This window comes from Mobiluncus curtisii ATCC 43063 (genome assembly GCF_000196535.1).
GTDB lineage: Bacteria > Actinomycetota > Actinomycetes > Actinomycetales > Actinomycetaceae > Mobiluncus > Mobiluncus curtisii.
In genome coordinates, this window is sequence record NC_014246.1 from 1,247,052 (window position 1) to 1,270,344 (window position 23,293).

19 protein-coding genes and 1 pseudogene are annotated in these 23,293 nt (G+C 58.7%); 15 read left to right on the forward strand and 5 right to left on the reverse strand.

Annotated features, from left to right (window positions below; all coding sequences use genetic code 11):
• The first annotated feature begins 8 nt into the window (after positions 1 to 8).
• Genes HMPREF0573_RS05255 through HMPREF0573_RS05280 form a run of 6 tightly spaced genes read left to right on the forward strand, consistent with a single transcriptional unit; the run spans position 9 to position 6,374 of the window.
• Positions 9 to 770 (forward strand): glycosyltransferase family 2 protein, encoded by a 762-nt coding sequence (locus tag HMPREF0573_RS05255; RefSeq protein ID WP_004011133.1) that lies wholly within the window; start codon positions 9 to 11, stop codon positions 768 to 770.
• The gene (locus HMPREF0573_RS05260; protein ID WP_004007370.1) at positions 770 to 1,204 is read left to right on the forward strand and encodes a DUF2304 domain-containing protein; all 435 of its coding nucleotides are present in this window, start codon (positions 770 to 772) and stop codon (positions 1,202 to 1,204) included. Before HMPREF0573_RS05255 ends, HMPREF0573_RS05260 begins: the two co-directional genes overlap by 1 nt.
• The gene (locus tag HMPREF0573_RS05265) at positions 1,201 to 2,286 is read left to right on the forward strand and encodes a UDP-N-acetylglucosamine 2-epimerase (RefSeq protein ID WP_004007369.1); all 1,086 of its coding nucleotides are present in this window, start codon (positions 1,201 to 1,203) and stop codon (positions 2,284 to 2,286) included. The genes HMPREF0573_RS05260 and HMPREF0573_RS05265 overlap by 4 nt, the downstream gene beginning before the upstream one ends.
• Positions 2,283 to 4,010 (forward strand): DUF2142 domain-containing protein, encoded by a 1,728-nt coding sequence (locus tag HMPREF0573_RS05270; RefSeq protein WP_013189115.1) that lies wholly within the window; start codon positions 2,283 to 2,285, stop codon positions 4,008 to 4,010. The genes HMPREF0573_RS05265 and HMPREF0573_RS05270 overlap by 4 nt, the downstream gene beginning before the upstream one ends.
• Positions 4,003 to 5,097 (forward strand): glycosyltransferase, encoded by a 1,095-nt coding sequence (locus HMPREF0573_RS05275; RefSeq protein WP_013189116.1) that lies wholly within the window; start codon positions 4,003 to 4,005, stop codon positions 5,095 to 5,097. Before HMPREF0573_RS05270 ends, HMPREF0573_RS05275 begins: the two co-directional genes overlap by 8 nt.
• 2 nt (positions 5,098 to 5,099) lie before the next feature.
• The gene (locus HMPREF0573_RS05280; protein WP_236589687.1) at positions 5,100 to 6,374 is read left to right on the forward strand and encodes a lipopolysaccharide biosynthesis protein; all 1,275 of its coding nucleotides are present in this window, start codon (positions 5,100 to 5,102) and stop codon (positions 6,372 to 6,374) included.
• Here the strand turns inward: HMPREF0573_RS05280 and HMPREF0573_RS05285 are convergent.
• On the reverse strand, positions 6,342 to 7,388 hold the full coding sequence (locus tag HMPREF0573_RS05285; protein ID WP_236589685.1) for a glycosyltransferase: 1,047 nt from the start codon (positions 7,386 to 7,388) through the stop codon (positions 6,342 to 6,344). The two genes, HMPREF0573_RS05280 and HMPREF0573_RS05285, sit on opposite strands and share 33 nt — an antisense overlap.
• A gap of 130 nt (positions 7,389 to 7,518) precedes the next feature.
• Here HMPREF0573_RS05285 and rfbD point away from each other — a divergent pair, with 130 nt between their 5' ends.
• Entirely contained in the window at positions 7,519 to 8,382 is an 864-nt protein-coding gene (gene rfbD, locus HMPREF0573_RS05290) for a dTDP-4-dehydrorhamnose reductase (protein WP_013189119.1), read from the forward strand.
• A 32-nt stretch (positions 8,383 to 8,414) separates the two neighbouring features.
• Here the strand turns inward: rfbD and rfbA are convergent, their stop codons facing one another.
• Positions 8,415 to 9,278, reverse strand: coding sequence for a glucose-1-phosphate thymidylyltransferase RfbA (rfbA, locus tag HMPREF0573_RS05295; RefSeq protein WP_004007363.1), 864 nt, complete (start codon positions 9,276 to 9,278; stop codon positions 8,415 to 8,417).
• Positions 9,279 to 9,374: 96 nt separating this feature from the next.
• On the opposite strand from rfbA, the gene manA reads away from it, so the two are divergent.
• From manA to HMPREF0573_RS05315, 4 genes are all read left to right on the forward strand, one after another.
• Positions 9,375 to 10,586, forward strand: a complete 1,212-nt coding sequence (manA, locus tag HMPREF0573_RS05300; RefSeq protein WP_013189120.1) for a mannose-6-phosphate isomerase, class I — start codon at positions 9,375 to 9,377, stop codon at positions 10,584 to 10,586.
• 257 nt (positions 10,587 to 10,843) lie between these two features.
• The gene (locus tag HMPREF0573_RS05305) at positions 10,844 to 11,137 is read left to right on the forward strand and encodes a WhiB family transcriptional regulator (protein ID WP_004007361.1); all 294 of its coding nucleotides are present in this window, start codon (positions 10,844 to 10,846) and stop codon (positions 11,135 to 11,137) included.
• A gap of 30 nt (positions 11,138 to 11,167) precedes the next feature.
• Positions 11,168 to 14,500, forward strand: a complete 3,333-nt coding sequence (locus tag HMPREF0573_RS05310) for a glycosyltransferase family 2 protein (RefSeq protein WP_013189121.1) — start codon at positions 11,168 to 11,170, stop codon at positions 14,498 to 14,500.
• Positions 14,497 to 16,158, forward strand: coding sequence for a DUF5719 family protein (locus HMPREF0573_RS05315; protein WP_013189122.1), 1,662 nt, complete (start codon positions 14,497 to 14,499; stop codon positions 16,156 to 16,158). The genes HMPREF0573_RS05310 and HMPREF0573_RS05315 overlap by 4 nt, the downstream gene beginning before the upstream one ends.
• 28 nt (positions 16,159 to 16,186) lie before the next feature.
• Here HMPREF0573_RS05315 and HMPREF0573_RS05320 read toward each other — a convergent pair whose 3' ends face one another.
• The gene (locus HMPREF0573_RS05320; protein WP_013189123.1) at positions 16,187 to 17,044 is read right to left on the reverse strand and encodes an RDD family protein; all 858 of its coding nucleotides are present in this window, start codon (positions 17,042 to 17,044) and stop codon (positions 16,187 to 16,189) included.
• Between the two features lie 120 nt (positions 17,045 to 17,164).
• Here HMPREF0573_RS05320 and HMPREF0573_RS05325 point away from each other — a divergent pair, with 120 nt between their 5' ends.
• Entirely contained in the window at positions 17,165 to 18,046 is an 882-nt protein-coding gene (locus HMPREF0573_RS05325; RefSeq protein WP_414018034.1) for a stage II sporulation protein M, read from the forward strand.
• Positions 18,047 to 18,059: 13 nt separating this feature from the next.
• On the opposite strand, the gene HMPREF0573_RS05330 is transcribed toward HMPREF0573_RS05325, so the two are convergent.
• Both HMPREF0573_RS05330 and HMPREF0573_RS05335 read right to left on the reverse strand, forming a co-directional pair.
• Positions 18,060 to 19,049, reverse strand: a complete 990-nt coding sequence (locus tag HMPREF0573_RS05330) for a L,D-transpeptidase (protein WP_013189125.1) — start codon at positions 19,047 to 19,049, stop codon at positions 18,060 to 18,062.
• A 20-nt stretch (positions 19,050 to 19,069) separates the two neighbouring features.
• On the reverse strand, positions 19,070 to 20,548 hold the full coding sequence (locus HMPREF0573_RS05335; protein ID WP_013189126.1) for a L,D-transpeptidase: 1,479 nt from the start codon (positions 20,546 to 20,548) through the stop codon (positions 19,070 to 19,072).
• A 202-nt stretch (positions 20,549 to 20,750) separates the two neighbouring features.
• On the opposite strand from HMPREF0573_RS05335, the pseudogene rpmE reads away from it, so the two are divergent.
• From rpmE to HMPREF0573_RS05350, 3 genes and pseudogenes are all read left to right on the forward strand, one after another.
• Positions 20,751 to 20,951, forward strand: a pseudogene (gene rpmE, locus HMPREF0573_RS05340) (50S ribosomal protein L31); the annotation flags it as partial.
• A 195-nt stretch (positions 20,952 to 21,146) separates the two neighbouring features.
• Positions 21,147 to 22,250: a peptide chain release factor 1 gene (gene prfA, locus HMPREF0573_RS05345; RefSeq protein ID WP_004007351.1), complete on the forward strand. Its 1,104-nt coding sequence runs from the start codon at positions 21,147 to 21,149 to the stop codon at positions 22,248 to 22,250.
• Positions 22,251 to 22,376: 126 nt separating this feature from the next.
• A complete protein-coding gene (locus HMPREF0573_RS05350) occupies positions 22,377 to 23,249 on the forward strand; it encodes a N5-glutamine methyltransferase family protein (RefSeq protein ID WP_013189127.1) in 873 nt (290 codons plus the stop codon).
• The last annotated feature ends 44 nt before the right edge of the window (positions 23,250 to 23,293 follow it).

Genomic DNA, 23,293 nt, shown 5'->3' on the forward strand with positions numbered 1-23,293 from the left:
GAGCACCCTTGGACGCAAATGCAGATGAGCAGCAAACCGGGACAGGGCTGCAAGCCGCGAGAACCCTGATTATCATTCCTGCCTGGAATGAATCGGTGACCTTGCCGGTGGTCTTGGACCAAGTGGTAGCGGCAGATTTGGGCGCCGACATTTTGGTGGTCAATGATGGCTCCACAGATGCCACTCCCGACATAGTACGCAATTATGGTCCACCGGTGGAGCTGCTCGATTTGCCCTTAAATCTGGGGGTTGGCGGAGCGATGCGAGCCGGTTATCGCTACGCGGTGGAACATGACTATGATTATGCGATTCAGATTGATGGCGATGGGCAGCACGATCCGCTGTATGTGGAAAACCTGTTGACAGCCTGTCAAGAACAAGGTGCTGACATCGTCATCGGCGCTCGTTTTGCCGGTCGCGGAGACTATCAGGCACGCGGACCCCGGCGTTTAGCGATGCGTCTGTTAGCAATAGTGCTCTCCCGGGTGTGCGGGACAAAACTCACGGATACGACTTCAGGATTTAAACTGGTCAATCGCCGGGGCATGGAACTCTTTGCGCGGGAACTCCCCGCCCAGTATCTCGGTGACACCATCGAAGCTCTGGTTATTGCGGCAAAAGCGGGACTGCGCATCATGCAAGTGCCGGTGGAGATGCGCCCGCGCCTGGGGGGAGAGCCTTCCCACAGTCCGGTAGCTTCCGCGGTGTACCTGCTCCGGGCTGGTTTGGCATTGTTGGTAGCATTGTCCCGGCGAAAGGGAGGAAAGTGATGATGGGTGGCACGTACCTAATCGGGGTGGTTTTTTCTCTCCTGGTGTTCCTGATGATTATCTTGGCGCTGCGCAATTCGGGGATGAAAGAAAAATATTCCGTATGGTGGTTTTTGGTTGGCGTAGCGGTATTGGTTGTGTCCATTTTCCCCGGTGTCTTGACGTGGGTGGCAAAGAGTCTCGGTGTGGTAGTGCCCCTGAACTTGGGGTTTTTCCTCTCTGGGGTCGTTTTACTGCTGATGACTTTACAGTTTTCGGTGGATTTGAGCCGCAGTGACGCCGAAAAAAGGCATCTGGTGGAAGAAGTTGCTTTATTAAAACAGCGGATTGAAGTCTTGGAACGGAAAACCGGCGTTACCAGACATCCGCGAGCAGGGGCTGATGCGACTGATTTCGCTCCGGATGAGGACGCAAAGGAGAACAAATCACAATGATTACTTTCATCGCAGGTACTACCGCCGAATACATAAAAATCGCCCCCATCTTGCGTGAACTGCGGGAACGAGGGGTGGAATACCAACTATGGGCCACTGACCAGCATGTCGAAGGCGCCTCCGAGGTCCTGCAAGACTTTGGACTGCCTCCGGAAGACGCGCACTTTGTGCCGTCCTCGCATCGTCAAACCGTGGCGAGGACCGGTCAAGTCATCCCGTGGTTAGCCCGCATTGCTGGGACTTTTGTGCGTTTCTTTCCGGAATTTCGCAGGCGGTGTGACCGAGGGATTGTGGTGGTACATGGTGATACCTTCACGACTGTTATCGGCGCGCTAATGGGACGACTGTGGGGTTGCCGGGTCGCTCATGTAGAAGCGGGGCTGCGCAGCGGAGCCTTGTTTAATCCTTTCCCAGAAGAAATTAACCGGCGTATCGTTGGTCGCTTAGCGCAGCTGCATTTCGCCCCTACAGAGCTGGAAAGGGATAACCTCGCGAGTTCTGTGACGCGGGGATCGCGGATTATCGTGACGAAAGCAAATACGGTAGTTGATGCGTTGCGTTACGCGATTAATCACACCACCCCGCGGCAAGATTTACCTGAACATTTTGCACTCGTTACCCTGCATCGTTTCGAACTGGTGCAAAATCAGAACGACTATACGACGATATTGCGCAGAGTCGAGCGTCTCGCGGAGGATATGCCCGTGGTGCTGATGCTGGGACAATCCGAACGGGTGCTGCTTAAGAAATATGGTCTGACCTCTATCTTGAACGGTAACATCACAGTTTTAGAGAAAGAACGCTACATAAACTTCATGGCGATTTTGACCCGCGCAGCTTTAGTCATCACGGATTCCGGCGGACTGCAAGAAGAATGCGCGGTACTGGGAGTTCCGACCGCGGTGCACCGGGCGCACACCGAAAGGCAACAAGGCTTAGGTCGTAATGTGGTGTTGACCAAGATGGATTTAACAATTTTGGATGATTTCCTAACTCATTGGAGAGAATATCAGTTTGATTCACTGGTGGAGGCTTATCATCCATCGCGAATCATCGCGGACACCCTGACGGAGAAAGCATGAGCGAATCGAACCTCCCCGCCGACCGTGTCGAGCCGGCGCCAACATGTTCTGGAACAGTACAGATTGGTGCCACCCCCGCTACCGAAAAACCCATAGGGGGCATGCGGAGAAAGTTTGCCCAAATCGGACACTGGGCTGTTGCGGCTCCACTGTGGCTGCGCGCGGTGCTGGTGTTGATAGCCGTGGGAGGGTTTCTGCTCACCGGTTTCGCTTGGTCATTAGCCTCCCCGCCGGGAGGTTCTCCGGACGACGATTATCACCTCGCTAGTATCTGGTGTCCACGACCGGTGGAAAGTTCCGGATGTGCCACAAAGACCATCGACGGCAAACCCGCGGTGAAGGTTCCCGCCCGTTTCACCCAGTTGACCTGTTTTGTGACGAAGTCAAAGGTTTCAGCGGCTTGCAGCGAAGACTTTGACGGCGAGACGGCATTTACCAATCGTGTTGATCGTGGCGACTATCCCTGGGGTTACTACCAGCTACAGCATCTCCTGGTGGGAAAAAACGTGGAGGTTTCCGTGGTGGCAATGCGGATGTGCAACGTGGCTTTGGCGGTGCTGCTGCTCGGGGTCATATTGTTACTGGCTCCACCGCGATTCCGACCGTGGTATTTCCTTGCTTTGGTGGGGTCGTGGGTCCCGATGGGGATTTATTTAATCGCCTCAAATAATCCCTCCTCCTGGGCTCTGATAGGAGTCGCGGGATTCGGGCTGGGGCTTCACGCCGCGGCATTCAGCGAGCCGCGCCGCGAAGTTTTTCCCGCCACAACGCCCGCGCGTCTTCCCGTGTCGCTGCGGTGGCGGCAAATAGTCTTAGTGGTGCTTTCTGCCCTGGGGTGCCTGATGGCAATGGCGTCGCGCGCTGATGCCGCGTTTTATATTTTTGTTGTGTCGTTGAGCATCTGGATGCTGATTCCGCGCTGCCCACGCCGCCGTTGGCTGCTAATCTTTTCAATCATTGCTTCGGTGCTCGGTCTGATAGTCACCGCTACCTCCGGACAGAACGAAGCCCTGAGCGATTCCGGCGATAATGATCGCGAAATGCCTGGTCTTTTGGGGAAATTGTTTGGTTTGACCATGTCGCTGCCCCGATTCTTTTTCGGTTTGTGGGGTGCCGGATGGGGGCCGGGATGGTTTGACGTCAACCTGCGCCCTGAAGGAGTTTTTGCTTCTGCCATCGCGGTGGGAGTGCTGATTTCTCTGGGCTTGTCCACGTTCACGGCACGAAAATTCTGGGGCATCTTTTTCAGTTTGGGTGCATTGTTGGGAGTACCTTTCGTGGTGATGTTTTTGCAAAACTACGTCGACATCAACCGCTACCAGCCCCGATACATGCTTCCGCTGCTGGTCATCGTGATGGTGATTTGGCTGTTACCGCCGGTCTGCGCGGAGCCGGACCAACCTGCCCACAAATTCGTGACCAGTACTCTGTGCTATGAAATTTTTGTGCTGCTCTTTATGTGCTGGGCAAATCTGCAATCCCTCTTTGCGGTGGTAGGACGTTACGTTCGCGGCGAAACCTGGAAAGGTGGAGTGAATCTCAATAGTAAAATCTCATGGTGGTGGGATTTTCCCGCCCCGCTACCTCTCCAGACCTGGATTATCGGCGCGCTGACCTTTATCTTCGCGGTTTTCGCTACCTTGTGGTTGGTTCACGTTTCGCCCGCGCACCGGGACACTCTTACCGAAACAAACTCTGGTGAACTTGAGGTATCCCATGCCTGACTTTACTGAGCTAGACGTAGTTATGCCGGTATTTAACGAAGGCGACCATGTTTCCGATGCAGCCGCTCATCTGCAAATTGCTGCTGCCCACGCGGGGATTAAAACTCGTCTCATCGTGGTTGATGACGGATCCGGTCCGGTGGATGCTGCCAAACTCGATGTCTTGGCGCAGCAGGGCGAGATTTTCTTGCTGCGTCAACCAAACAGTGGGCGTTTCTTGGCGCGTTCCCGGGGGCTTGCCGCGGCGCAAACCCGTTATGTCCTGCTCCTTGATGCCCGAGTGAACCTTGCCGCGGATGCGCTGCGCCGACTCAGACAGGAACTGCTCGCCAGTGAAGCCTCTCATCAGGTTCGGGAGGTCTGGAATTTTCATGTTCAACTGGCTAACACCACCAGTCCTTGGGCAGCGTTTTGGTCTGGACTGACAAAGGTCTGGTGGCGTCACTACTGGATGAACCCCCGTCCCGTCACTATCAATTCCGCAAACTTTAATAGTTATCCCAAAGGCACCGGTGCTTTCTTTGCGCCGCGGGAACGGCTCTTAGCAGCGGTTGGGGAATTCTCCTCCAGCTTTGACAATCCCAAACTTGTTTCGGATGACACCGGTTTGCTGCGTTCCTTGGCGGCTGTGCCGGGTATCAGTCTCGATCCGGCAGTGAGCTGTGATTATTTCGGCAAAGACACACCCCGAAAGTGGTCGAAGCAATGCTTTTACCGCGGCACCACTTTTGTGGATTCTTATTTGGGAAGTGTGCCTTGGTTTGGCTTACTGGGAATCCTTGCGGGGGCGGGAGGTGCTGCCCTGGCTGGATTTGCGCTGCTGCACTGGCATCCTCGTGTGGTGGCAGGGCTGGCATTAGCTGGTAGTGCCGCGGCGGGAGGTGCCGTGAAGGCTTGTGGGGGAACCAGGGGCGAAGCCTGTGCGGTGGGTGCCTTGACTCTCCCGTTCGGAATCATTTTCGGAAGCGGATTTTTGAGGGGTTTGGCATTGGGATGCCGTGCCGGCTACCGAAAACAATCGCGCCCCGAGGAAACCGCCGCGTTTACACCGCAATCCTTCGACCCCACGGTTTCGCAGGGGGAATAACCGTGAAACGAGTGGGAATAATTGGGGTGGCGCTGATAGCAGCCAGCCTGCTCGGAATCTTGCTGTTGGCATGGGTGGCACGGTGGCTTCCTCCTGATGAAAACGCTGCGTTTATCGCCTTGTGGGGAGTCCTTTTCGCCGGGGGGTCGGCGCTATCCCTGGTAGAACAGGAAACTGCGCGTCAGACCGCCCTAGCCCACTCTCGCGGGCAGAACCCTCCGGCTTCGATATGGCAGCTCAACTTCGTGGCTCTCGGATTTGCTTGGATGGTGTTGCTGCTTGTCGGGGTCACCCCCGGAGGGGCGGTTTTGCTTGGGAGTGATACTTCGGAGTCTCGCACCAGTTCTTTTCACTGGATTACGCTGGCGGTGTTGGCTTTTGCTTATCTAGGTTTTGTAGCGCAATTTTCGATGCGAGGTCTGGCTTTGGGGAGTCGGAGGGAAGGCATCTACGCGGTGATATTGGTGGCTGAACCGGTGCTGCGCCTGCTGGGACTGTTGCCTTTCGTGATTTGGCTGACCGCCCCTTCTCTGCTGTGGGCATTAGTCGCGACCGCCTTGGGGTCCTACGGTTGGATAGTGGCTCTGGGGCGCTTACGGGTGCATCCATTTGCCCCAGACTCACGAGAGCCGTGGCGGACCGTAGCGGGACGGGTGCTGACATTGGGGGCGGCAAACGCCCTTTTGGCTGCTATTTTGACTGGATACCCGGCTTTGGTGACCGGCTTACTAGGCAGCTCACGCGGTCTTGCCGTATTTTTTGCAGTGGTGACGCTGTGCCGTATCCCGCTGGTGCTGCTCTCCCCGATTCAGGCGCTGGTCATTCCTGAGACTACCCGGATACTCGCGGCGGGGCGCGCCGCAGAACTCTATACCCTGCTGGGAAAGGTCTTTTTCGCGACCGTGTCGGTAGCCCTCACAAGTTTTGCTCTGGGCTGGTGGTTGGGTCCGTGGGCAGTAGCCCTGTTGTTCGGTCCCGCTTACGTGGCTCCCGGCTGGTTGGTGGCGGTCATCCTCGCGGCGACGGTGGTCTTGGGGGCAGCTTTGCTCCAAGCCGCAGTTTTTGTTTCATTACAAAAATATCTCTATGCCGTGCTGACCTGGGCAGTGACCTTGGCTGGAACCGTAGCGGCACTGTGGGTGACTCCCGGTGAGGCGCTTTCTCGAGGCACTGCCGGCTTCGTGGTGGCTTCGCTGCTGGGATATCTTCTCTCTGCTTCGTTGCTTCGCTTCGCGCTGGGGCGTCTAGGCAGAGAGCAGGTCGCGAATCATGGTTAGCCAGCCGCGAGAGTACCGGCTGTAGTTGCCCCGGATGGCTTCAGCAGCGATGCCGGGAATCCGGGCTAACCGATGGTGGGGCAGGTCACTGCGGCTTTGTTGGTGCGCCAATGCTTTCACCAGGTCGTGGCGTTGCGAAGGCGTGCCCAGCTGACGTGTATCGGCAGCTTGAGCCAAGGACCGCGCGCGGGTCAGCCGACGCTGGTTATCCGATTCATTTCCCGCGGTGAGCTGTTTCCAACGGTCTCGCAAGGTAATCTTGCGAGCCCCGACTGCGTTCCCTCCGTGTTGGCGGTAGTACGTTAGTGGGTGTTGCACAGAAGTCTGCACCAGGCGTAACCGTCCGTCTAATGCCGCCATCATTGCCAACCATTCATCATGCAGCAGCCCCGGTGGGGTCGGCATATTTTCGCGGGCGAATTCTCCCCGCAGCGCCACCGTTGCCCCGGTGATGAGATTACGTTTCAAAAGTACGGAAAACGCATCTCCCTCGGTCAAGTGCTGCAGTTCTGACGGCGAGGCTTTTAGTTCGCGCAACAGGCTCTTGGGACGTTGCGGATTCCCCAGGGGTCGCCCGTCGGAGCCGGTCAAGACCGCATCGGAATGCACCAGCTCCGCGTCGCGCAAAGCGGCGGTTAGTACCGTGGTCTTTTCGGGACCCCATTCATCGTCCTGATCGGAGAGAAACACGACATCAGTCGTGGTGGCACTGATTGCGTCAGAAAAGTTGTCGCGAATTCCTATCCGGGGACGGTGTAAGCGCCAGTTGAGACGAATCGGATGGGCGGGATGTTGACGATTAAAATCATCCACCAGGCTCTGCACAATCTCTACGGTGTTGTCACCAGAATCGTCGTCCCCGATGGTGAGCTCGTCAATAGGGAGTTGTTGATTCAAAATGGAGCGTACCTGCGTGGCGACAAAACGGGAACCGTTACAGGTCGTCATGGCCACCCCCAAGGTCGGGTGGGGAGGGAACGGGGTGAGGTCGCGGCGCCAAATCTGGGTACTCATCTCTACCATTATAAAAGCCCGCCGAAAAAGCCGGGTATGATGAACACGGAACAAGACCCGGTAGGTTTGGCTCGCGAAAGCGTCCCAAAACAGTCCTGATACTCAGGCGAATCAATGGAAGGGAAACAAAATGCGGTGGATAGTTGTGGGAGCAAACGGAATGCTCGGTCAGGATTTGGTCGAGATGTTGCAATCCCGGGGGGAGGACGTGCGCACTTATGACCGTCCGGAAATCGACTTGACGGTGCAGTCTTCCGTCAAAGAACACGTGGTGGAGGCTGACGTGGTGGTCAACACCGCCGCTTTTACCGCGGTTGATAAGGCTGAGGAACAAGAACGTGCGGCCTTTGATATCAACGCGACCGCGGTGCAGTATCTGGCAGCGCAGTGCCGGGAAATCGGGGCACGCCTGGTGCATATTTCTACCGACTATGTGTTTGATGAACCGGCAGACCGAGAGACGCCTTGCGAAGAGTACGCTCTACCGAAACCGGCAGGAGCCTATGGACGGACCAAGCTGGCGGGAGAATGGGCGCTGCGTTCCCTCAGCGAGGATTACCTGATTGTGCGTACTGCCTGGCTGTATGGCGCCAAGGGCAATTGTTTCCCCAAGACGATGGCGCGTTTAGCGGGGGAACATGACCGACTGACAGTGGTGGCAGATCAGTATGGTCAACCGACCTGGACTCGTGACCTCGCAGATTTGATTTGGCGCCTGATTTCAGCGAAAGCGCCCAGCGGAATTTATCACGGGACAGCTCAGGGCAAGACGAACTGGCATGGTTTCACGCAGGCTATCGTACGTTCCCTGGGCAAGGATCCGTCGATGGTCGTTCCGGTCACCACCGCTGATTTCCCGCGCCCGGCCCCGCGCCCGGCTTTCTCCGTTTTGGCGCACAAAACTATCCGTGACCTGGGATTGGAGCCAATCGGTCCCTGGGAGGAACGCTGGGAAGTAGCAGCTAAAGAGATTTTGGCTGATTACTTGGATTGAACCGCGCGTTGCGGGGCGTCAACGCGGGGGCACTATGCCTCCAGCAGCCCCAGCAGGTAATCCCCGTAGCCGGATTTCCGCAGCGGCTCGGCGCGTTTGACCAGCTCCGCGTCGCTCAAAAATCCGCGGCGCCATGCGGCTTCTTCGGGACAGCCCACTTTCAGGTCTTGCCGCTTTTCCACGGTTCGCACGAATGCGGTTGCGTCCGCCAGGGAGTCAAAAGTCCCGGTGTCCAGCCAAGCCGTGCCGCGCGGCAGGACCTCGACCTGCAGTTTTCCGGCTTCGAGGTACACCCTATTGACGTCTGTAATCTCGTATTCCCCGCGGGCGCTGGGCTGTAGGTTCCGGGCAATCTCTACCACGTCGTTGTCATAGAAATACAGCCCCGGCACCGCATAGTTTGACTTGGGCTGCGCGGGTTTTTCTTCAATAGAAATCGCGCGGAAGTTTTCGTCGAACTCCACCACTCCGTAAGCCTTGGGGTTGTGGACGTGGTAGGCAAATACAGCCCCGCCGTCAATCCCCTTGAAGCGTTGCAGCTGGTCGCCCATGCCCGGACCATAGAAAATGTTGTCCCCCAGCACCAGGGCGGCTTCTTGCGAACCGATGAAATCCGCCCCCAACACGAACGCTTGAGCCAGCCCATTGGGCACCTCTTGCACCTGATATTCCAGGTGAATCCCAAACTGAGAACCGTCACCGAGCAGACGATGGAAAGACGGGGCATCGTGCGGGGTGGTAATGACCAGGACGTCTTGAATTCCTGCCAGAATCAAAGTCGTCAAAGGGTAATACACCATCGGCTTGTCATAGACCGGCACCAGCTGTTTCGAAGTGCCCAGAGTGATGGGATGCAAACGAGTGCCGGATCCGCCGGCCAAAATAATTCCACGCATGAAACTAAGCCTATCAACCAAAAGCCTCCCGAAATGACTTATGAACGGCGAAAACCTCCCTAAAATTAATCCCAGACCAGTGAAAGGGGAAACACCGTGGAACGCATCGGAGGGATTGAGAAACGCTACGCTTGGGGCTCAGATAGTGCTATTCAGGAGCGCTTTGGCATTGGTACGCCCGGTCAGACGCTGGCAGAAGTGTGGTTCGGTGCTCACCAGCTATCGCCTTCGGTTTTGCTTGATGAGTCCGGTCAGGTAGAGGAGGACCCTTTGACCCTGGAGGACTGGATTGCGGCTGATCCGGTCGGTACGTTGGGGGCTTCGGTGGTGGAGCGTTTCGGACCGCGCCTGCCCTACCTGATGAAGTTCATCGCCCCGAAACGCCCGTTGTCCCTGCAGGTCCATCCGGACAAATCCCGTGCCGAGGCACGCTACAAAGCTGAGGATTTGGCGGGAATCCCGCTGGATTCTCCGCAGCGGCTGTACAAAGACCCCAACTATAAACCCGAACTCATCTATGCGATTACGAAGTTCGAGGCGCTGGCAGGGTTTCGGGCGCCTCGGCGCATTATCGAGATTTTTGCTGACTTAGACACCGAGCTAGCGGTGCAAATCGTGTCCATGCTGCGGGTCAATACGTCCCCCCAAGGCATCCGCACGGTAGTGGATCGGCTCTTGTCTCCCCATACCACTCCACAAGCGGCGCAGGTCGAGGCCACGGTGGCGGCGATGACGGATCGTCTGCAGGCGGGAACCTCGCCGTCCGTGCGCGTGGACCGGACCGTGATGGGTTTGGCACGTTCCTATCCGGGGGATGCGGGGGTAATCGTGGCAGCGATGCTGAACCCGGTGACGTTGCGACCGGGAGAGGTGCTGTTTACGCCCCCCGGTGGGATTCACGCCTATCTGTCCGGGCTGGGGGTGGAAGTGATGGCCAGTTCGGACAATGTGTTGCGGGCAGGGCTGACTGAAAAGCACGTGGATTGTCAGGAGCTGTTGAACTGTCTGGATTATGTCGCTGCCCCGCCGGTGCGCATCGCTCCCGAGTGGGTGACGGAGTCGACCCAGGTGTTCTATGCACCGGTGGATGATTTCGAGTTTTCGGTGACCCGCCTGGATGGGCGGGAACTGGCGTTGCCCGGTCACGGGGGGCGCCTGATTCTGTGTTTGGAGGGTACTCCGACTATGCGTGATGGGGCGACTGCCGGTCTGGTGTTGCACCCGGGAGAGGTTGTGTTTGTCCGGGCAGATAAGGTTCCGGTCTATGCTGCTGGAACTGGGGTAGTGCTCCAGACCGATATTCCTTGAGACGAGTAGGTAATTATTCTCAAACCTGCTTTTGTGGCAAACGTTCCAGGGGCGTGTCGAGCGTATGTGATATATCTCACATTTGCGCTCAAGCTGTGCGGTTGGTGGATTTTCGCGTGCTGGAGCCAAACTCTGAGCCTGAACCCACTTGAACTCTGGAATCACACGCGTGTAACTTAGAGGTAACGGTTCTTGGCCCCTCTGAGACGCGGTGCCGAGTCTACAGAAGTTGTCCGAGCGAATGAGGTGAAGGGTCCTTGTGGAATCTGTTTGGTGAAGGCGATCTCGATTTCGCTGATACAGCCCCAGAGATTGACGAAATTCTCAACGGACCACTCGCTTGGCAAGCTCAGGCGCTGTGTGCTCAAACCGATCCAGAAGCCTTTTTCCCGGAAAAGGGCGGTTCGACACGGGAAGCGAAGAACGTCTGCTCCTGCTGCCCAGTAAAGGCTGAATGCCTGCAATATGCGCTGGAAAACGACGAGCGCTTTGGGATCTGGGGTGGCTTGTCCGAGCGGGAACGCCGTCGTTTGAAGCGTCGCGTGTCCTGACTCCAATAGGGAAGTAATATCCTTAACTCTGTGCGCACTGCAGTTACCGCCCTTATCGTCACTTCTGGGGAGACGCCCTATTTGGCAGCGACCCTTTTGGCGGTTTCGCGACAAACCTTGGCGCCGCGCGACGTGTTCGTCATCGACGTTTCCAGCTCCGGGGTCGCGCATCGTTCCGGCACAAAAGTCCTGAAAACGCCGGGAGTCCCCAACTTGGGCGAAGCGCTGCGGCAAGCTACCGCGCAACCCGATTTTCCGACGCCCCCGCCGGGACAACCCCACGCCCTGTGGATTTTGCACGATGACTCCGCCCCCGCTCCCACCTGCCTGGCTGAACAGCTGAAAGTCCTGGAATCTGACTCTGCCATCAAAGTGGTGGGGGCGAAACAGCGACTGTGGGACAAAGCCAATCAAATCGTCGAGGTCGGCATCCACGCGACTCGCTCCGGGCGCCGTCTGCAAGAAATGGACACCGGCGAAGTCGATCAGGGTCAATACGACGGTCGCGGAGACGTGCTGGCAGTGGGCACGGCGGGAATGCTGGTGGACTGGGACACATTTCGCCGTCTGGACGGTTTCGACCCGCACTTAGGACCTTTCGGTGATGGTCTGGAGTTTTCCCGGCGGGTTCGCCTGGCGGGGTATCGGGTCATGGTGGCGCCGCACGCCGTGGTTTATCACAAGATGGCAGGCTACTTTGGGCTGCGCGGTCCCGATGGAGGACGTCCCGCGCGTTCTGCCCGCAGCTTTGACCCCACCGGGCGCGATGCGGATGCCAACGGCAAGCTGGAACCGAATCCGAAGCGTTCCTTTGCTGCCCGGCGCACCGCCCAGCTGCACAACTGGATGGTGGCAGCGCCCTGGTGGCAGTTTATCTTCCTCCCCCTGGCAGTTTTGGTACTCGGCGCACTGCGGGTGCTCTGGCGAATCATCACGAAAGAGCCAAAACTGGCGGCAGGAGAACTGAAATCCACCCTGGTAACGGTGTTCCGACCTTTTGCAGCGTGGCAATCCCGATTGCGACGGGCACGACAAAGCAAGATTAGCCCCCGCACCCTGCGACCCCTCCAAGCGAAGTCGTCCCAAATCCGCCAAGCCAAAACGACTGCCCGGCGCGTCGCGAAGGATCAGCGCCGTCCCCAGATTCCGGACGGGGTCGCACGACGTAATTTTTATACCGAAAAATCCTTGGATCGCACCCTCGTGTGGAGCGTCGCTGCCGCTCTGATTCTGGTAGCACTGGTGGGCTGGCGCTTTGCCATCGGCGGCGTGTCTGGGGGAGCATTGGCGAACCTGCCGGCCAGCAACCGAGACTTTTGGAATGACCTGATTTCCGGGTGGATTCCTGCCGGTCTGGGCTATGGCTCAACAGTCGGGGCAACGGATCCCCTAGGGCTGGAAGTGGCGAGCCTGGGACAGGTTGCCGGTCTGGTCGGAATAAAAGGGGCGGTGGTGCTGGCAGTCCTGTTGTTTGTGACCCTGCCTCTCGCCTGGCTGAGCGCGTGGTGGGCTAGCGGAGTCCTCACGGACTCTCGCACGTTGCGTGCCCTCGCTGCCTTGTCCTGGATTCTCAGTCCGAACCTGCTGGTCAGTATGGGGCTGGGGCAGTTGCCGGTGTGGATTTTGGCAGTGAGCGTGCCCCTTTTCGTTGGTTCACTAGCGCGGGGCACGGGGATGCCCGTGACTCGCACCGTGATGGGAGAAATCGAACCGGTCACCGTCAGCGTGCATTCTGCCGCGATTATTCAGGTTGGTATTGCTGCCCTCACCGGGTTCCTGACAGTGAGTGCGTCCGTGATTATGGTCATTCCCGTGGTGCTGCTGGTGGGGCTGGCGATGCTGAAAGGAGTCGCTAACCCGCTTTATGCCGGTGCGCAAGCGGAGACGAGAGCTTCTACTTTTAGCCGCATTCCTGCCCGTTTACGGCTGAAAGCCGTTCATGCTCTGATTGTGTTGTCTCCCGCGGTGCTGCTGGCTTTGCCCACAGCGATGCTCACGGTGAGTTCGCCTGCCCAATGGTCGCTGTGGCTGTCCAGTCTGTCGGTGCCGCTGCCTGTCTCTATGCCGAACTGGTGGGATTTGCTCACGGCGTGGCCGCTTGATGTGGCGGCGACGGCCCTGCCCATTGCCCTGCCGGGCTGGCAAATTCTCGCTTTCCTGCCCCTGGGGTTGTTGCTGCTCACCGTGGTGGTGGGGGTGATTATTCCGGGTCGTTCCACCGGGGCGCACTGGAGTCTGCTGTTTGCGCTGGGGGGCGTGGTGACGGCGTGGCTGGCGAGTTCCACCCCGGTTTCCGTTTCGGGAGCTGACGCCGTATGCGCGTGGGGCGGACCGGGGCTGGCGGTGTTTCACGCGGGATTGATTACGTCCGCCCTGTTCTCGATGGGGCGTCTCGAGCTGACAATGCCGGTAGAGATTGCCAACTGGAGCAATCGCAGCGCTAAAGCCGTGGTGGCAGCCGCGCTGTTGATTCCGGTCTTGGGTGCCACCCCGGTGTTGGTAAACCAGTTTGCGGCTCCTGCCGATTCCGGCTTTAACGCCCTGAAAACGTTCCGGGAGGCGAGCCTTCCCGCTACGGTCGCGCAAGGGCAGTCTTCCCCGCGCCACCTGCGGGCGCTGAACCTGGAGGTCGCCAGCGCCCCGCACCAATCCACCCTGGTGACGGCGAGTCTGTGGCGGGACTGGCGGGACACGACTTTTGAGGCTTCCCCCTATCTGAAACTGAAAAATTACCGTAACGTGACCGGGTCCCGTACCCCCGATGCGGCTGACGCGGTGCTACAGACCACGGTGGCAGCGGTGCTGGGGGGTTCCACTCCGAAGCTGGGCGAACAGCTCGCCCAGTTGAACGTGAACTTCATTATCGTGCCCCCCAGTCGTGATGCCGCGACCACTGCCCTGGTCAACACGTTGGATTCGGCAGCGCCACTGGAACGGATTACCACCACGGAGGCTGGCACGGTGTGGCGTCTGGCTGATTCCGCCACGGCGAGCCTGGCTCGGATTGCTCCTGCCCAGTGGAAGGGGGGACACCCGTCCTGGCCGACCGGTGAAGTCAAGGCGCAGGCTCTCAACGTGCGTGGCGGGAAAGCTCGTGTCCCGGAGGGACCGGCGGGACGCCTGCTGGCGTTGAGCGAACGTGCTGATAGCAGCTTTACCGTGCGGTTTAACGGCAAAATTATCGACCCGGTAGAAACGGGTCAGTGGAATGCGCTCTATCAGCTGCCCCCCAGCTCCGGCACCGTGACCATCACCTACGCTTATCTTCCCCACCAGCTGTGGGGTGCGGTGCTGCTGGTGTCCCTGCTGATTGCCCTGGCAGCAGCCCTACCGCTGCGTCGGGTGTCGGAGGTGAGATTGTGAAACTCGAAACGGTTGAGGATACGCTGCCAGAGGCGAAGTCCCCAGAAGTGAAATCGGCGGACTCCCGTTACGCGACGGTCAGCCGGTGGGAGCGGGTACGTTGGTTCCTCGCCACCCTGCTGGTCGTGACCGTGGCCGGGCTGGTGGTCGCCATTGGTTTGACTCGACCGGCAGCTGCTCAGAAGCCGCACTATGGCGAGCCGGTCCCGGTTCCTCCCGGTCAGATTACCTTGGCTTGTCCTCAGGTGCCGCCTACGGTGAATCCGGCAGCGGTCGATGGGGAGGGCAAGCCGTTGACCCCGCCCAAAATCGCGGGGTCGATGACCTCCACCGTTTTGGCGCGCACTGATAGGGTTCCGGAAAAGGCTGTCTACCAGCCCCTGGGCTCGCTGGGACGCGCCCCGCAGCCCGCCACTCCGACTCCGGCAGAAACGACCCCGAACCAAACTAAGTCGCATCATGCCGGGACCGCGCACGCCTCAAAAAATGACCCCGAAGAAGTCGCCCCGCCCCCGGAGAATCCCCGCAACGACCTCGTGCTGACCCCGAAATCGGCGATGCTGTACGGCAGTTTTTCCACTCCGGTCAGCGGTTTCCTCACGGCGCAACCGTGGGATGGCAAAGTTGCCCTGGCGGCGGCTGACATCGAACAGTCGGTGTCTTCGGGTGACTATCGTGGTTTGGCCAGTGCGTCCTGTCAACCGGCACAGTTGGAATCCTGGCTGGTCGGCGGTTCGAGCGAGGTCGGGGAATCGAGCGTGTTGCAGCTGATGAACCCCTCCGCCAATCCGGTGGATGCCAAGGTCGAAGTCTGGGGAGACACCGGGAAACTCGATTTTCCCCGCGGGGACAAAATCAACGTGCCTGCACATCAGCTGCAAGCCATTCCCCTGGAATCCCAGGTGGGAGGGAGCCAGCGTCTGGTGGTGCGAGTCACCGCAAACGGAGCCGGTCTGGCATCTTCACTGCAGACGCACAGTTTGCTGGGCTTGACCGCGGGGGGAGTCTCCCTGGTACACGCCTCGACCCTGCCACACACCACCCAGGTCATTCCGGGCGTGGCGATGGACGGGAGTCTTGGCGCGGTGCGCCTGTTAAATCCTGGTGCGGATACGGCACGAGCCAGCATTGAAGTCGTCAACGAAAACGGTCGTTTCCCGCTGCCGGGAGGCAAAGACCTGGATTTGGATCCCGGCGCGGTGCTGGATTTCACGCTGGGTGGCTTGCAGCCGGGCAACTATGCGGTGGTTGTCAACGCCACTCAGCCCGTGGTGGCAGGAGCGGTCATCTATCGGCAAGGCTCGGTTTCTCCCACGGACCCGGACAAATTTGTGCGCGATGTGGCGTGGCTGCCCGCGCTGTCTACCGGCGGAGGAGTGGTGATGGGACCCGCCGCAACCCAGCGGCAGCTGCTGGTCACAAATCTCACCAACAAACCTCAGGAATATCGGATTGCGGAAACCACCCATGTCGTCAACGCGATGACCACGGCGGTGATGCCCCTCAAGGAAGAAACTCCGCAGCTGGTAGAAGCCCCGGATTTGTATGTAACCCAGCTGGTCACCACGAACTTGGGTGACGGTGATGGGATTGATGCCCTAGAGCCGATTCCCGACCTGGCTGTGTCCAGCCAAATCTATGTCCATCTCACCAGCTGAGCAGTGGTTTAAAAGCGAGGGCGAGACGCTAAATCCCGTATCGCGAGCCAGACACCGCGGAAAGTCTCTGTTCCAAACGTGCCTGAATCGCAGTGTTCGTGCGATACTCGGCGTCCCGGCGCAGCACCAGGACCGCGGCGATGAAGCGCTCTGGGTCAGTTCCGGGGGGCGGTGGTGGATACACCCTGTTCACCAGGGCGGTGGCGAGCGCTTGGGCGGTGCGCTGACGGTGGATTGGGTCCATCTTGGTGGCGCTTTGCAAAAACCGGCGTGCTGCTACGGTGGTGACCCCGTCAAGCTCTCCGACGTTGGCGTCCCCTGCCCAATCTGCCAGCTCCGGAGCCAGCAGCAGCGGTCTACGGGTCACTCCGGACGCCTCGGAAACGGCGTAAGTTCCGGCGAAAATATCCCCGATGCGTTTGCCTCTCCGGTTCGTCCATGCCGCAATAATCGCCCCGGCACCCATCGTCATCCATAGCTCGCCCAAGCCAATCAGGGTGCGCACGAAAGCATGGCGCAAAGTGATGGGACCTCCGTCATCACGAACTATGCGCGTCCCCACGATGAAACGTCCCAGCGATTTGCCGCGGGTCAGCGTCTCGACCAGCATCGGCACCAAAAACAGCCATACCGCCGTGACTATCGAGATGAACGCGGCGACTTGTGCCTCGTTGGAAAAAAATGGAATCTCGTCGCCGTCACCGCGCAGCTCCATAATCAGGAACAGGATTTCGTAAGTAATAATCATCCCTAAAATCACGACGATGGCATCGACAATAGCTGCCGCGACGCGCAAAAATAGTGACGCCGGCTGCACCAGCAGGGCGATGGCTTCACCGGTGATGACCACGTCGGGTCGGATTTTCGTTCCGCTAAATTGTTCCATTGAGTATAAATTAGCAGCATGGACATCGATGCGTATACCGCAGGGCGGACTGAGGACTGGAAACGCCTGGCGGCGTTAAACCGCAAACCCCGTCTGAGCGGGGCAGAAATCGACGAACTGATGGGGCTATATCACCGCGCTAGTGCGGATTTGGCGACTATCACTTCCGTACCGACTGACCCGGATGTCGTGTTGGATTTGACGAATCTGGTGTCCACGGCACGAGGGCGTATCGGGGGGACGCGCCGGACGTTTCGGGAGTCCGTGGGCGGGTTCTTTACCGTGACTCTGCCCCTGGCGCTGTATCGAATTGGACCGGTTTTCCTGGCGCTGCTGGCGTTATCGCTGATTACCGCGGTGTTTACGGGCTTTTGGATCTATACCCATCCCGAGATTCTGCTGGCGCAGCAAACCGAGATTGAGATGCGCCAATATGCCGAAGATTCTTTCAAAGCCTATTATTCAAACTATCCTGCCCCGGATTTTGCTGCCCAAGTGTGGACCAATAACGCGACGATTGCCGTGATGATGGTGGCTATGTTCTTTACCGGTGCCTATCCGGTCTACCAGTTGTTGATGAACTTCGCCAATGTGGGGGTGGCAGGAGCCATCATGGCAAAGTACGGTGATTTGGGGATTTTCTTCGGGCTTATCACCCCTCACGGGTTGCTGGAACTGTCTTGTATCGTGTTGTCTTGCGCCGCGGCGCTGCGGCTGTTTTGGGCGTTGTTTGTGCCCGGTGAGGATCCACGCATGGTGTCCTTGGCGCGGGCAGGTCGCCAGTTCGGACCGGTGGCAGCCGGGCTGATTATCCTGCTGGGGATTTCGGGGCTAGAAGAAGCGTTCTTGACGCCGTCTGCATTGTTGACACCGGTAAAGATAGCGGTGGCAGTGGTGGTTTATGCGGTCCTCGTGGCGTGGATTGTGGTTTTCGGTCGACGCGCGCAGCGCGCCGGTTTGACTGGGGATTTGGACGAATCAGCTGCTGGTTACGTCGCGTAGCGGACCGGCGGACTTACGGGTGCGTCACCACCGTGGTGTTGGTGTCCGCCCAATCCCACATCCACTTGGCATCGTCGGGACGCATATTGACGCAGCCGTGCGAACCGGTATCGGGAGTATAGACGAAACTGGTGCGCCACGGTGCGGGGTGGAGGGCGAACCCCTTGTGAAAATACTGGATATAGTTCGCCGGCTCGGAATACGGTCCGTCAAACCCGATCCCGGTCATGTCTTGGAACGGAACTCGTGAATAAATCTTGAACACGCCCTGCACGGTGGGGGCGAGCCGGTGTCCGTGAACGACCGGGACTGGTCCCATGACCAGCTTATCGCCTTCGTAGGCTGCCAAAGTGTGGGTGGTCAGGTTGACGTCAACCCATTTCTCATTGGGTTGGGGGTGGTAGGTCAGCGGCGGATCTGCCACCACGGTGTCATCGAAACCGGCGTGGTGGGGAGACAGCTTTCCGGCGACTTTCACGTTGCCGGTGCTGCTGTGCAGGGCTGTTTTAATCTGGGTAACCAGGCTGTTCGGGTGGTCTACCGTCGCCCCATTGACCGGATCTTTCAGCAGGCTCACCAGGCGACCCGCACTGTCCACCTGTCGTTTTCCGTTTACGGCGGTTTTTTCGACTTGGGAGGTGCAGGAGTGTACCCATTGAGTAATCGCGTTGACGTTGAACTGGGGCTTGGGCAGCGGCTGAGGACTGAGCTGTTTGGTGGGTTGCGGTACCGGCTGCAGCCAGGAGCAAACCTGGTCGGGCTTAGCTAAAAAGCTTTTGCTCCCCAGACGCAAAGTGACGCTGCGCTGACATGCTGCCTGGCGCGCAGCGCTGATTTGGGCAGACTGCTCCGGGCTCCACACCGGCGGGTGGCTAAATGTCAGCCAGCTCGCTCCGAACACCAGCAGCAACGCTGCCCCGAGCGCGAGTGAGCCGGGGTGGGATGTGAGCGACCCACGCCGATGCTGCGGCGTCAAATGCGTCGGATGATACGGGAAGGGCATCCATGGAACCTTTCGAATACCTAGAGGACCCCAGCCCGGTGGATGACCACCGGAGTTCCCACTCGAGCCCAATTGAACAGCTCTTTGGCATTGGCGGGCTTTAAGTTTACGCAGCCGTGTGACCCACCGTAGTTCGTCTGCACCCAATTCCAGCGAGTATTGGTGCCGTGTACGGCGTAGTCGCCGTGATAATACATGGTCCAGGGGCTCCACGTGTCATAAGCACCGTCCCAGGCGTTATCGTTTTTCATGTGGGCGTTCACCAGTTTGGTTTGGACGTGAAAAATTCCGGGATAGGTCGGGGATGGCAGCGATCCGTGGACTGCTTCGACGGGTCCCCACACAACTTTGTCGCCTTCCCAAGCCGCTACGGTGTGGTTGGTCAGGTCGATACTGATGAACTTTTCCCCCGGCTTGGCTTTGTAGGGCGGGCGGGGCAGGTTTTCGTCCACGACCGTGTCGTGAAATTTGCCTTCCTGGACTGCCATTTCAAAAACGCCGCGATAGTTTTGTCCGGCTTTCAGGGCGGCGGTGATTTCGGCGGCGATGGTCTCATTGTTCGAGACTTTCTTGGAGTCCAGAGCCATTTTGGTCAGGGTCAACAGGTAGCCATCTTTCGTCATGGTGCGTTCGCCGGGACCATGGTTCACGTCGATTTTTTCGTCGGTAAACGTTTTTAGCCAATCCAGCACTTTCTTTTCGCTGATGACCGGTCCGTTCTCGGTGACTTCGACCCATTGGGCTTTATCTGCCGGGGGAATGACATGCCCGACTTTGCGACCAATCAGGTTTACTTTCGGGGCAATCAGTTCGTTTCCGGTCTTTGCCCAAGTTTTCAGCTGTGCATCCGGGGCGATGGGGGAAACTTTGGTCAGTTTCACCTTGAGGGTTTGTTTCGTCTGGGTCTTCCAGGTTTTTTGAGCGGCGGCGATGACGATTTTCGGGTCGACGCCTTGCCCAGCGCTGCCCGCCTGCACCTCAAAAGTGCCGCGTTCACTGTTAAATCCCAGATGCGGGTCAACGACGGTGTCGGATCGTCCAGCGGTCAGGGCACGAGCGGCCTGGGTGGCGACGACTTTATCAAGGGTGAAAAGGGGGGTGACCTGGCGTTCTTTGACGGTGGACGCCAAGACTTCGCCCAGGTTGTGGTTGGCTTTCATCACGACAGCGGCGGTGCCGGGAACGTCGCAGTCAAAACCCATCTGTCCCAGACTCAAGGATTTTTGGGGAATGTCTCCGCTAAAGGTGACGCGCAGATTTTGGCAGTTGTCGGTCAAATGGCGTTTCAGTTCATCGGGGGTCATGCCCCCGACGTCGAGTTTTCCGACCGTAGTGTGGGGCAGGGCCAACTTGGAATAGTGCGCGGCGTAAGCCCAGCCGCCACCGGTCAAACCGAGGGCGAGAACCCCCGCGCTGACGCCGACCACGATGGACCAGCGGCGTTTTTTCTTGACGATACCACGAATTTCCAGCTGTGGATTTGTAGAATCTTGTGTCATGGTTTCCCCTCTATGCCATGTTTATGATAACTGATTACCGCATTGAATCGAGAAGTCCCCAGACCAGCGGGTGTAGCCCCACGGTCGTAGTAGCGCCAGTTGGTGTGACTTTGTGGATTGTGGCATAATAGACCCTTGGTTTTTCCGGTTCACCCTAAGCCTCCGCCGCGGGACCCGGAGCCTTTATACCCAAGGAGTAATCATGAAACAGGGAATCCACCCCGAATACGTATTGACCGAGGTCACCTGCACCTGCGGAAACAGCTTTACCACTCACTCCACCCTGACTTCCGGTCAGATGCGTGTGGATGTGTGCTCGGCTTGCCACCCGTTCTATACCGGCAAGCAAAAGATTCTTGACACCGGTGGTCGTGTGGCTCGCTTCGAGGCTCGCTACGCCAAGTTTAACGATGCCAAGAAGAAAGCTGCAGATAAAGCTAAGAAAGACGCCGCAAAGGCTTCTGCCGCTGCAGCGGAATAGCAGAACTTTGGCACCGGTCGGTACATTTTACCGACCGGTGTCTTTTATTTGCCAGGGACTTCCCTGGTATTTTCCCCGTACTCACCTCGATTTTGAAAGCGAACTGAAAGGTCCGAAATGAGCGACTTTCCTGAAGAATTTGCCGGTGTGGAAGCCCTGCTGGAGGAGTATCACCAGCTTGAGGTGCAGATGAGCGACCCGGACCTGCACTCCAACCAGGCTCATGCCCGCAAGGTCGGTCGCCGTTACGCGGAACTGAGCCGTGTCAACACCGTGGTGCAGAGCTGGTTGCAGGCGCGTGACGACTTGGAAGCCGGGCGCGAAATGGCAGGCGAGGACCCGGACTTTGCGGCGGAAATCCCCGGTCTTGAAGCCGCTTTTGAGCAAGCCAACGCTGATTTGATTGAGGCTCTGACCCCGCGGGATCCTGACGATGCCCGTGACGTGATTATGGAAATCAAAGCCGGTGAGGGCGGCGAGGAATCTGCCCTGTTTGCTGGTGATTTGATGCGGATGTACCAGCATTACGCCGAAAAGATGGGCTGGGCGGTACAGGTGCTGGGCTTGACTGAATCCGACCTTGGTGGAGTCAAAGACGCTTCGATTGCGTTCAAAGCGAAAGGCAACCCCTCCCCGGAGGAAGGCGTGTGGGCACACCTGAAGTACGAGGGCGGGGTGCACCGGGTCCAGCGCGTGCCGGTCACCGAGTCCCAGGGGCGCATCCACACTTCGGCAGCAGGCGTGCTGGTCATGCCGGAGGCTGAGGAAACCGGAGACATCGAGATTGACCCTAATGACCTGCGCATTGACGTGTACCGTTCCTCAGGACCGGGGGGTCAGTCCGTGAACACCACCGACTCGGCGGTGCGCATCACCCACCTGCCCACCGGAATCGTGGTGTCGATGCAAAACGAAAAGTCCCAGCTGCAAAACAAAGAAGCGGGGATGCGGGTGCTGCGTTCCCGCCTGATGCAGTTGGAGGCAGAGAAGCGCGAGGCTGAAGCGGCTGAGGCGCGCGCCTCCCAGGTCCGCACCGTGGACCGCTCCGAGCGAATCCGCACCTACAACTTCCCGGAAAACCGCATCGCTGACCACCGCACCGGCTACAAGGCTTACAACCTGGACCAGGTGCTCAACGGCGACCTGGCTCCGGTCATCCAATCCGCTATTGATGCCGACGAAGCCGCCCGCCTGGCGGCAGTGGGCAAGTCCGCCCACTAACCACCCCGGCTCAAACCTCCCCATAGCGCCGGTCTGTCAGACCTGGCAATCCAGGCGAAACAGCAGGTTTGACGCCCGTGGATTCGCCGCATAGGTGTGTATTTCCCAGACGGCGGAAGGAATTCGATGCAGATACCCCAGCAAGCGGCAGCGCGGTCGGCGCTCAATGACGCGGCTTTCGTGTTGAGCGAGGCCGGAATCAACAATGCTCCCGGTGAAGCGCGCCTGCTGCTGGAGCACGTGTTGGGTCACCGACCCGGCTACGGCGAGCGCCTGGACGGGGCTACCTGGCAACGGTTCTTTGAGCTGGTCGGACAGCGCGCCACCCGGGTTCCGTTGCAGCACGTCATGGGGGTCATGTACTTTCGCCACCTGACCCTACACGCCCGCCCGGGGGTGTTTGTGGTGCGTCCCGAGACGGAGTGGGTCGCACAAGGGGCCATCGACGCGGCAGCGGATTGGGTGCGGCAAGGGGTCGCTCCGCGGGTGCTGGACCTCGGCTGCGGTTCGGGGGCATTGGGGTTGTCTATTGCCTCCGAGGTTCCCCAGTCGGTGCTGACCTGCGTGGACGTGTCAGAAGCGGCGGTGGAATTGACGGCGGAAAACGCCCGGTTTACCGGAGTAGCGGCGCGGGTCCTGCTCGCTGACGCTACCGACCCGCAAACGCTGCGCAACGCCCTTGTGCGCGCCGAAATCCCACCACAATTCCACGTTATCGCCACTAACCCGCCCTACGTGGTCGACCCGGTCACGCAACCCGAAGCCGCCCAAGACCCGCAGTTGGCACTCTATGGCGGGGGCACTGACGGTTTGGAACGCCCGCGGGCATTTTTGGCTGCCGCCGCCGCGGTCGCACTGCCGGGAGCCACCATCGTGATGGAACACGCCGAGTCGCAAGGTGAAGCCTTGGTGAAAGCTGCCGAAGCACTCGGACTCAGGGGCGCGCAAACCCGGTGTGACCTGGCAGGACGCCCTCGTTTCTTGCAAGCTATGGCGTGAAGGCTGAGGGCTGGTCAGGGTTAAATCAGGGATATCCCTGATTG

Bases quoted from the DNA above. Each gene is read 5' to 3' on its own strand.
- HMPREF0573_RS05260 (WP_004007370.1), top strand. From the start codon at position 770: ATGATGGGTGGCACGTACCTAATCGGGGTGGTTTTTTCTCTCCTGGTG.
- HMPREF0573_RS05265 (WP_004007369.1), top strand. From the start codon at position 1,201: ATGATTACTTTCATCGCAGGTACTACCGCCGAATACATAAAAATCGCC.
- HMPREF0573_RS05270 (WP_013189115.1), top strand. From the start codon at position 2,283: ATGAGCGAATCGAACCTCCCCGCCGACCGTGTCGAGCCGGCGCCAACA.
- HMPREF0573_RS05275 (WP_013189116.1), top strand. From the start codon at position 4,003: ATGCCTGACTTTACTGAGCTAGACGTAGTTATGCCGGTATTTAACGAA.
- HMPREF0573_RS05285 (WP_236589685.1), bottom strand. From the start codon at position 7,388: ATGAGTACCCAGATTTGGCGCCGCGACCTCACCCCGTTCCCTCCCCAC.
- rfbD (WP_013189119.1), top strand. From the start codon at position 7,519: ATGCGGTGGATAGTTGTGGGAGCAAACGGAATGCTCGGTCAGGATTTG.
- rfbA (WP_004007363.1), bottom strand. From the start codon at position 9,278: ATGCGTGGAATTATTTTGGCCGGCGGATCCGGCACTCGTTTGCATCCC.
- HMPREF0573_RS05320 (WP_013189123.1), bottom strand. From the start codon at position 17,044: ATGGAACAATTTAGCGGAACGAAAATCCGACCCGACGTGGTCATCACC.
- HMPREF0573_RS05325 (WP_414018034.1), top strand. From the start codon at position 17,165: ATGGGGCTATATCACCGCGCTAGTGCGGATTTGGCGACTATCACTTCC.
- HMPREF0573_RS05330 (WP_013189125.1), bottom strand. From the start codon at position 19,049: ATGCCCTTCCCGTATCATCCGACGCATTTGACGCCGCAGCATCGGCGT.
- HMPREF0573_RS05335 (WP_013189126.1), bottom strand. From the start codon at position 20,548: ATGACACAAGATTCTACAAATCCACAGCTGGAAATTCGTGGTATCGTC.
- prfA (WP_004007351.1), top strand. From the start codon at position 21,147: ATGAGCGACTTTCCTGAAGAATTTGCCGGTGTGGAAGCCCTGCTGGAG.
- HMPREF0573_RS05350 (WP_013189127.1), top strand. From the start codon at position 22,377: ATGCAGATACCCCAGCAAGCGGCAGCGCGGTCGGCGCTCAATGACGCG.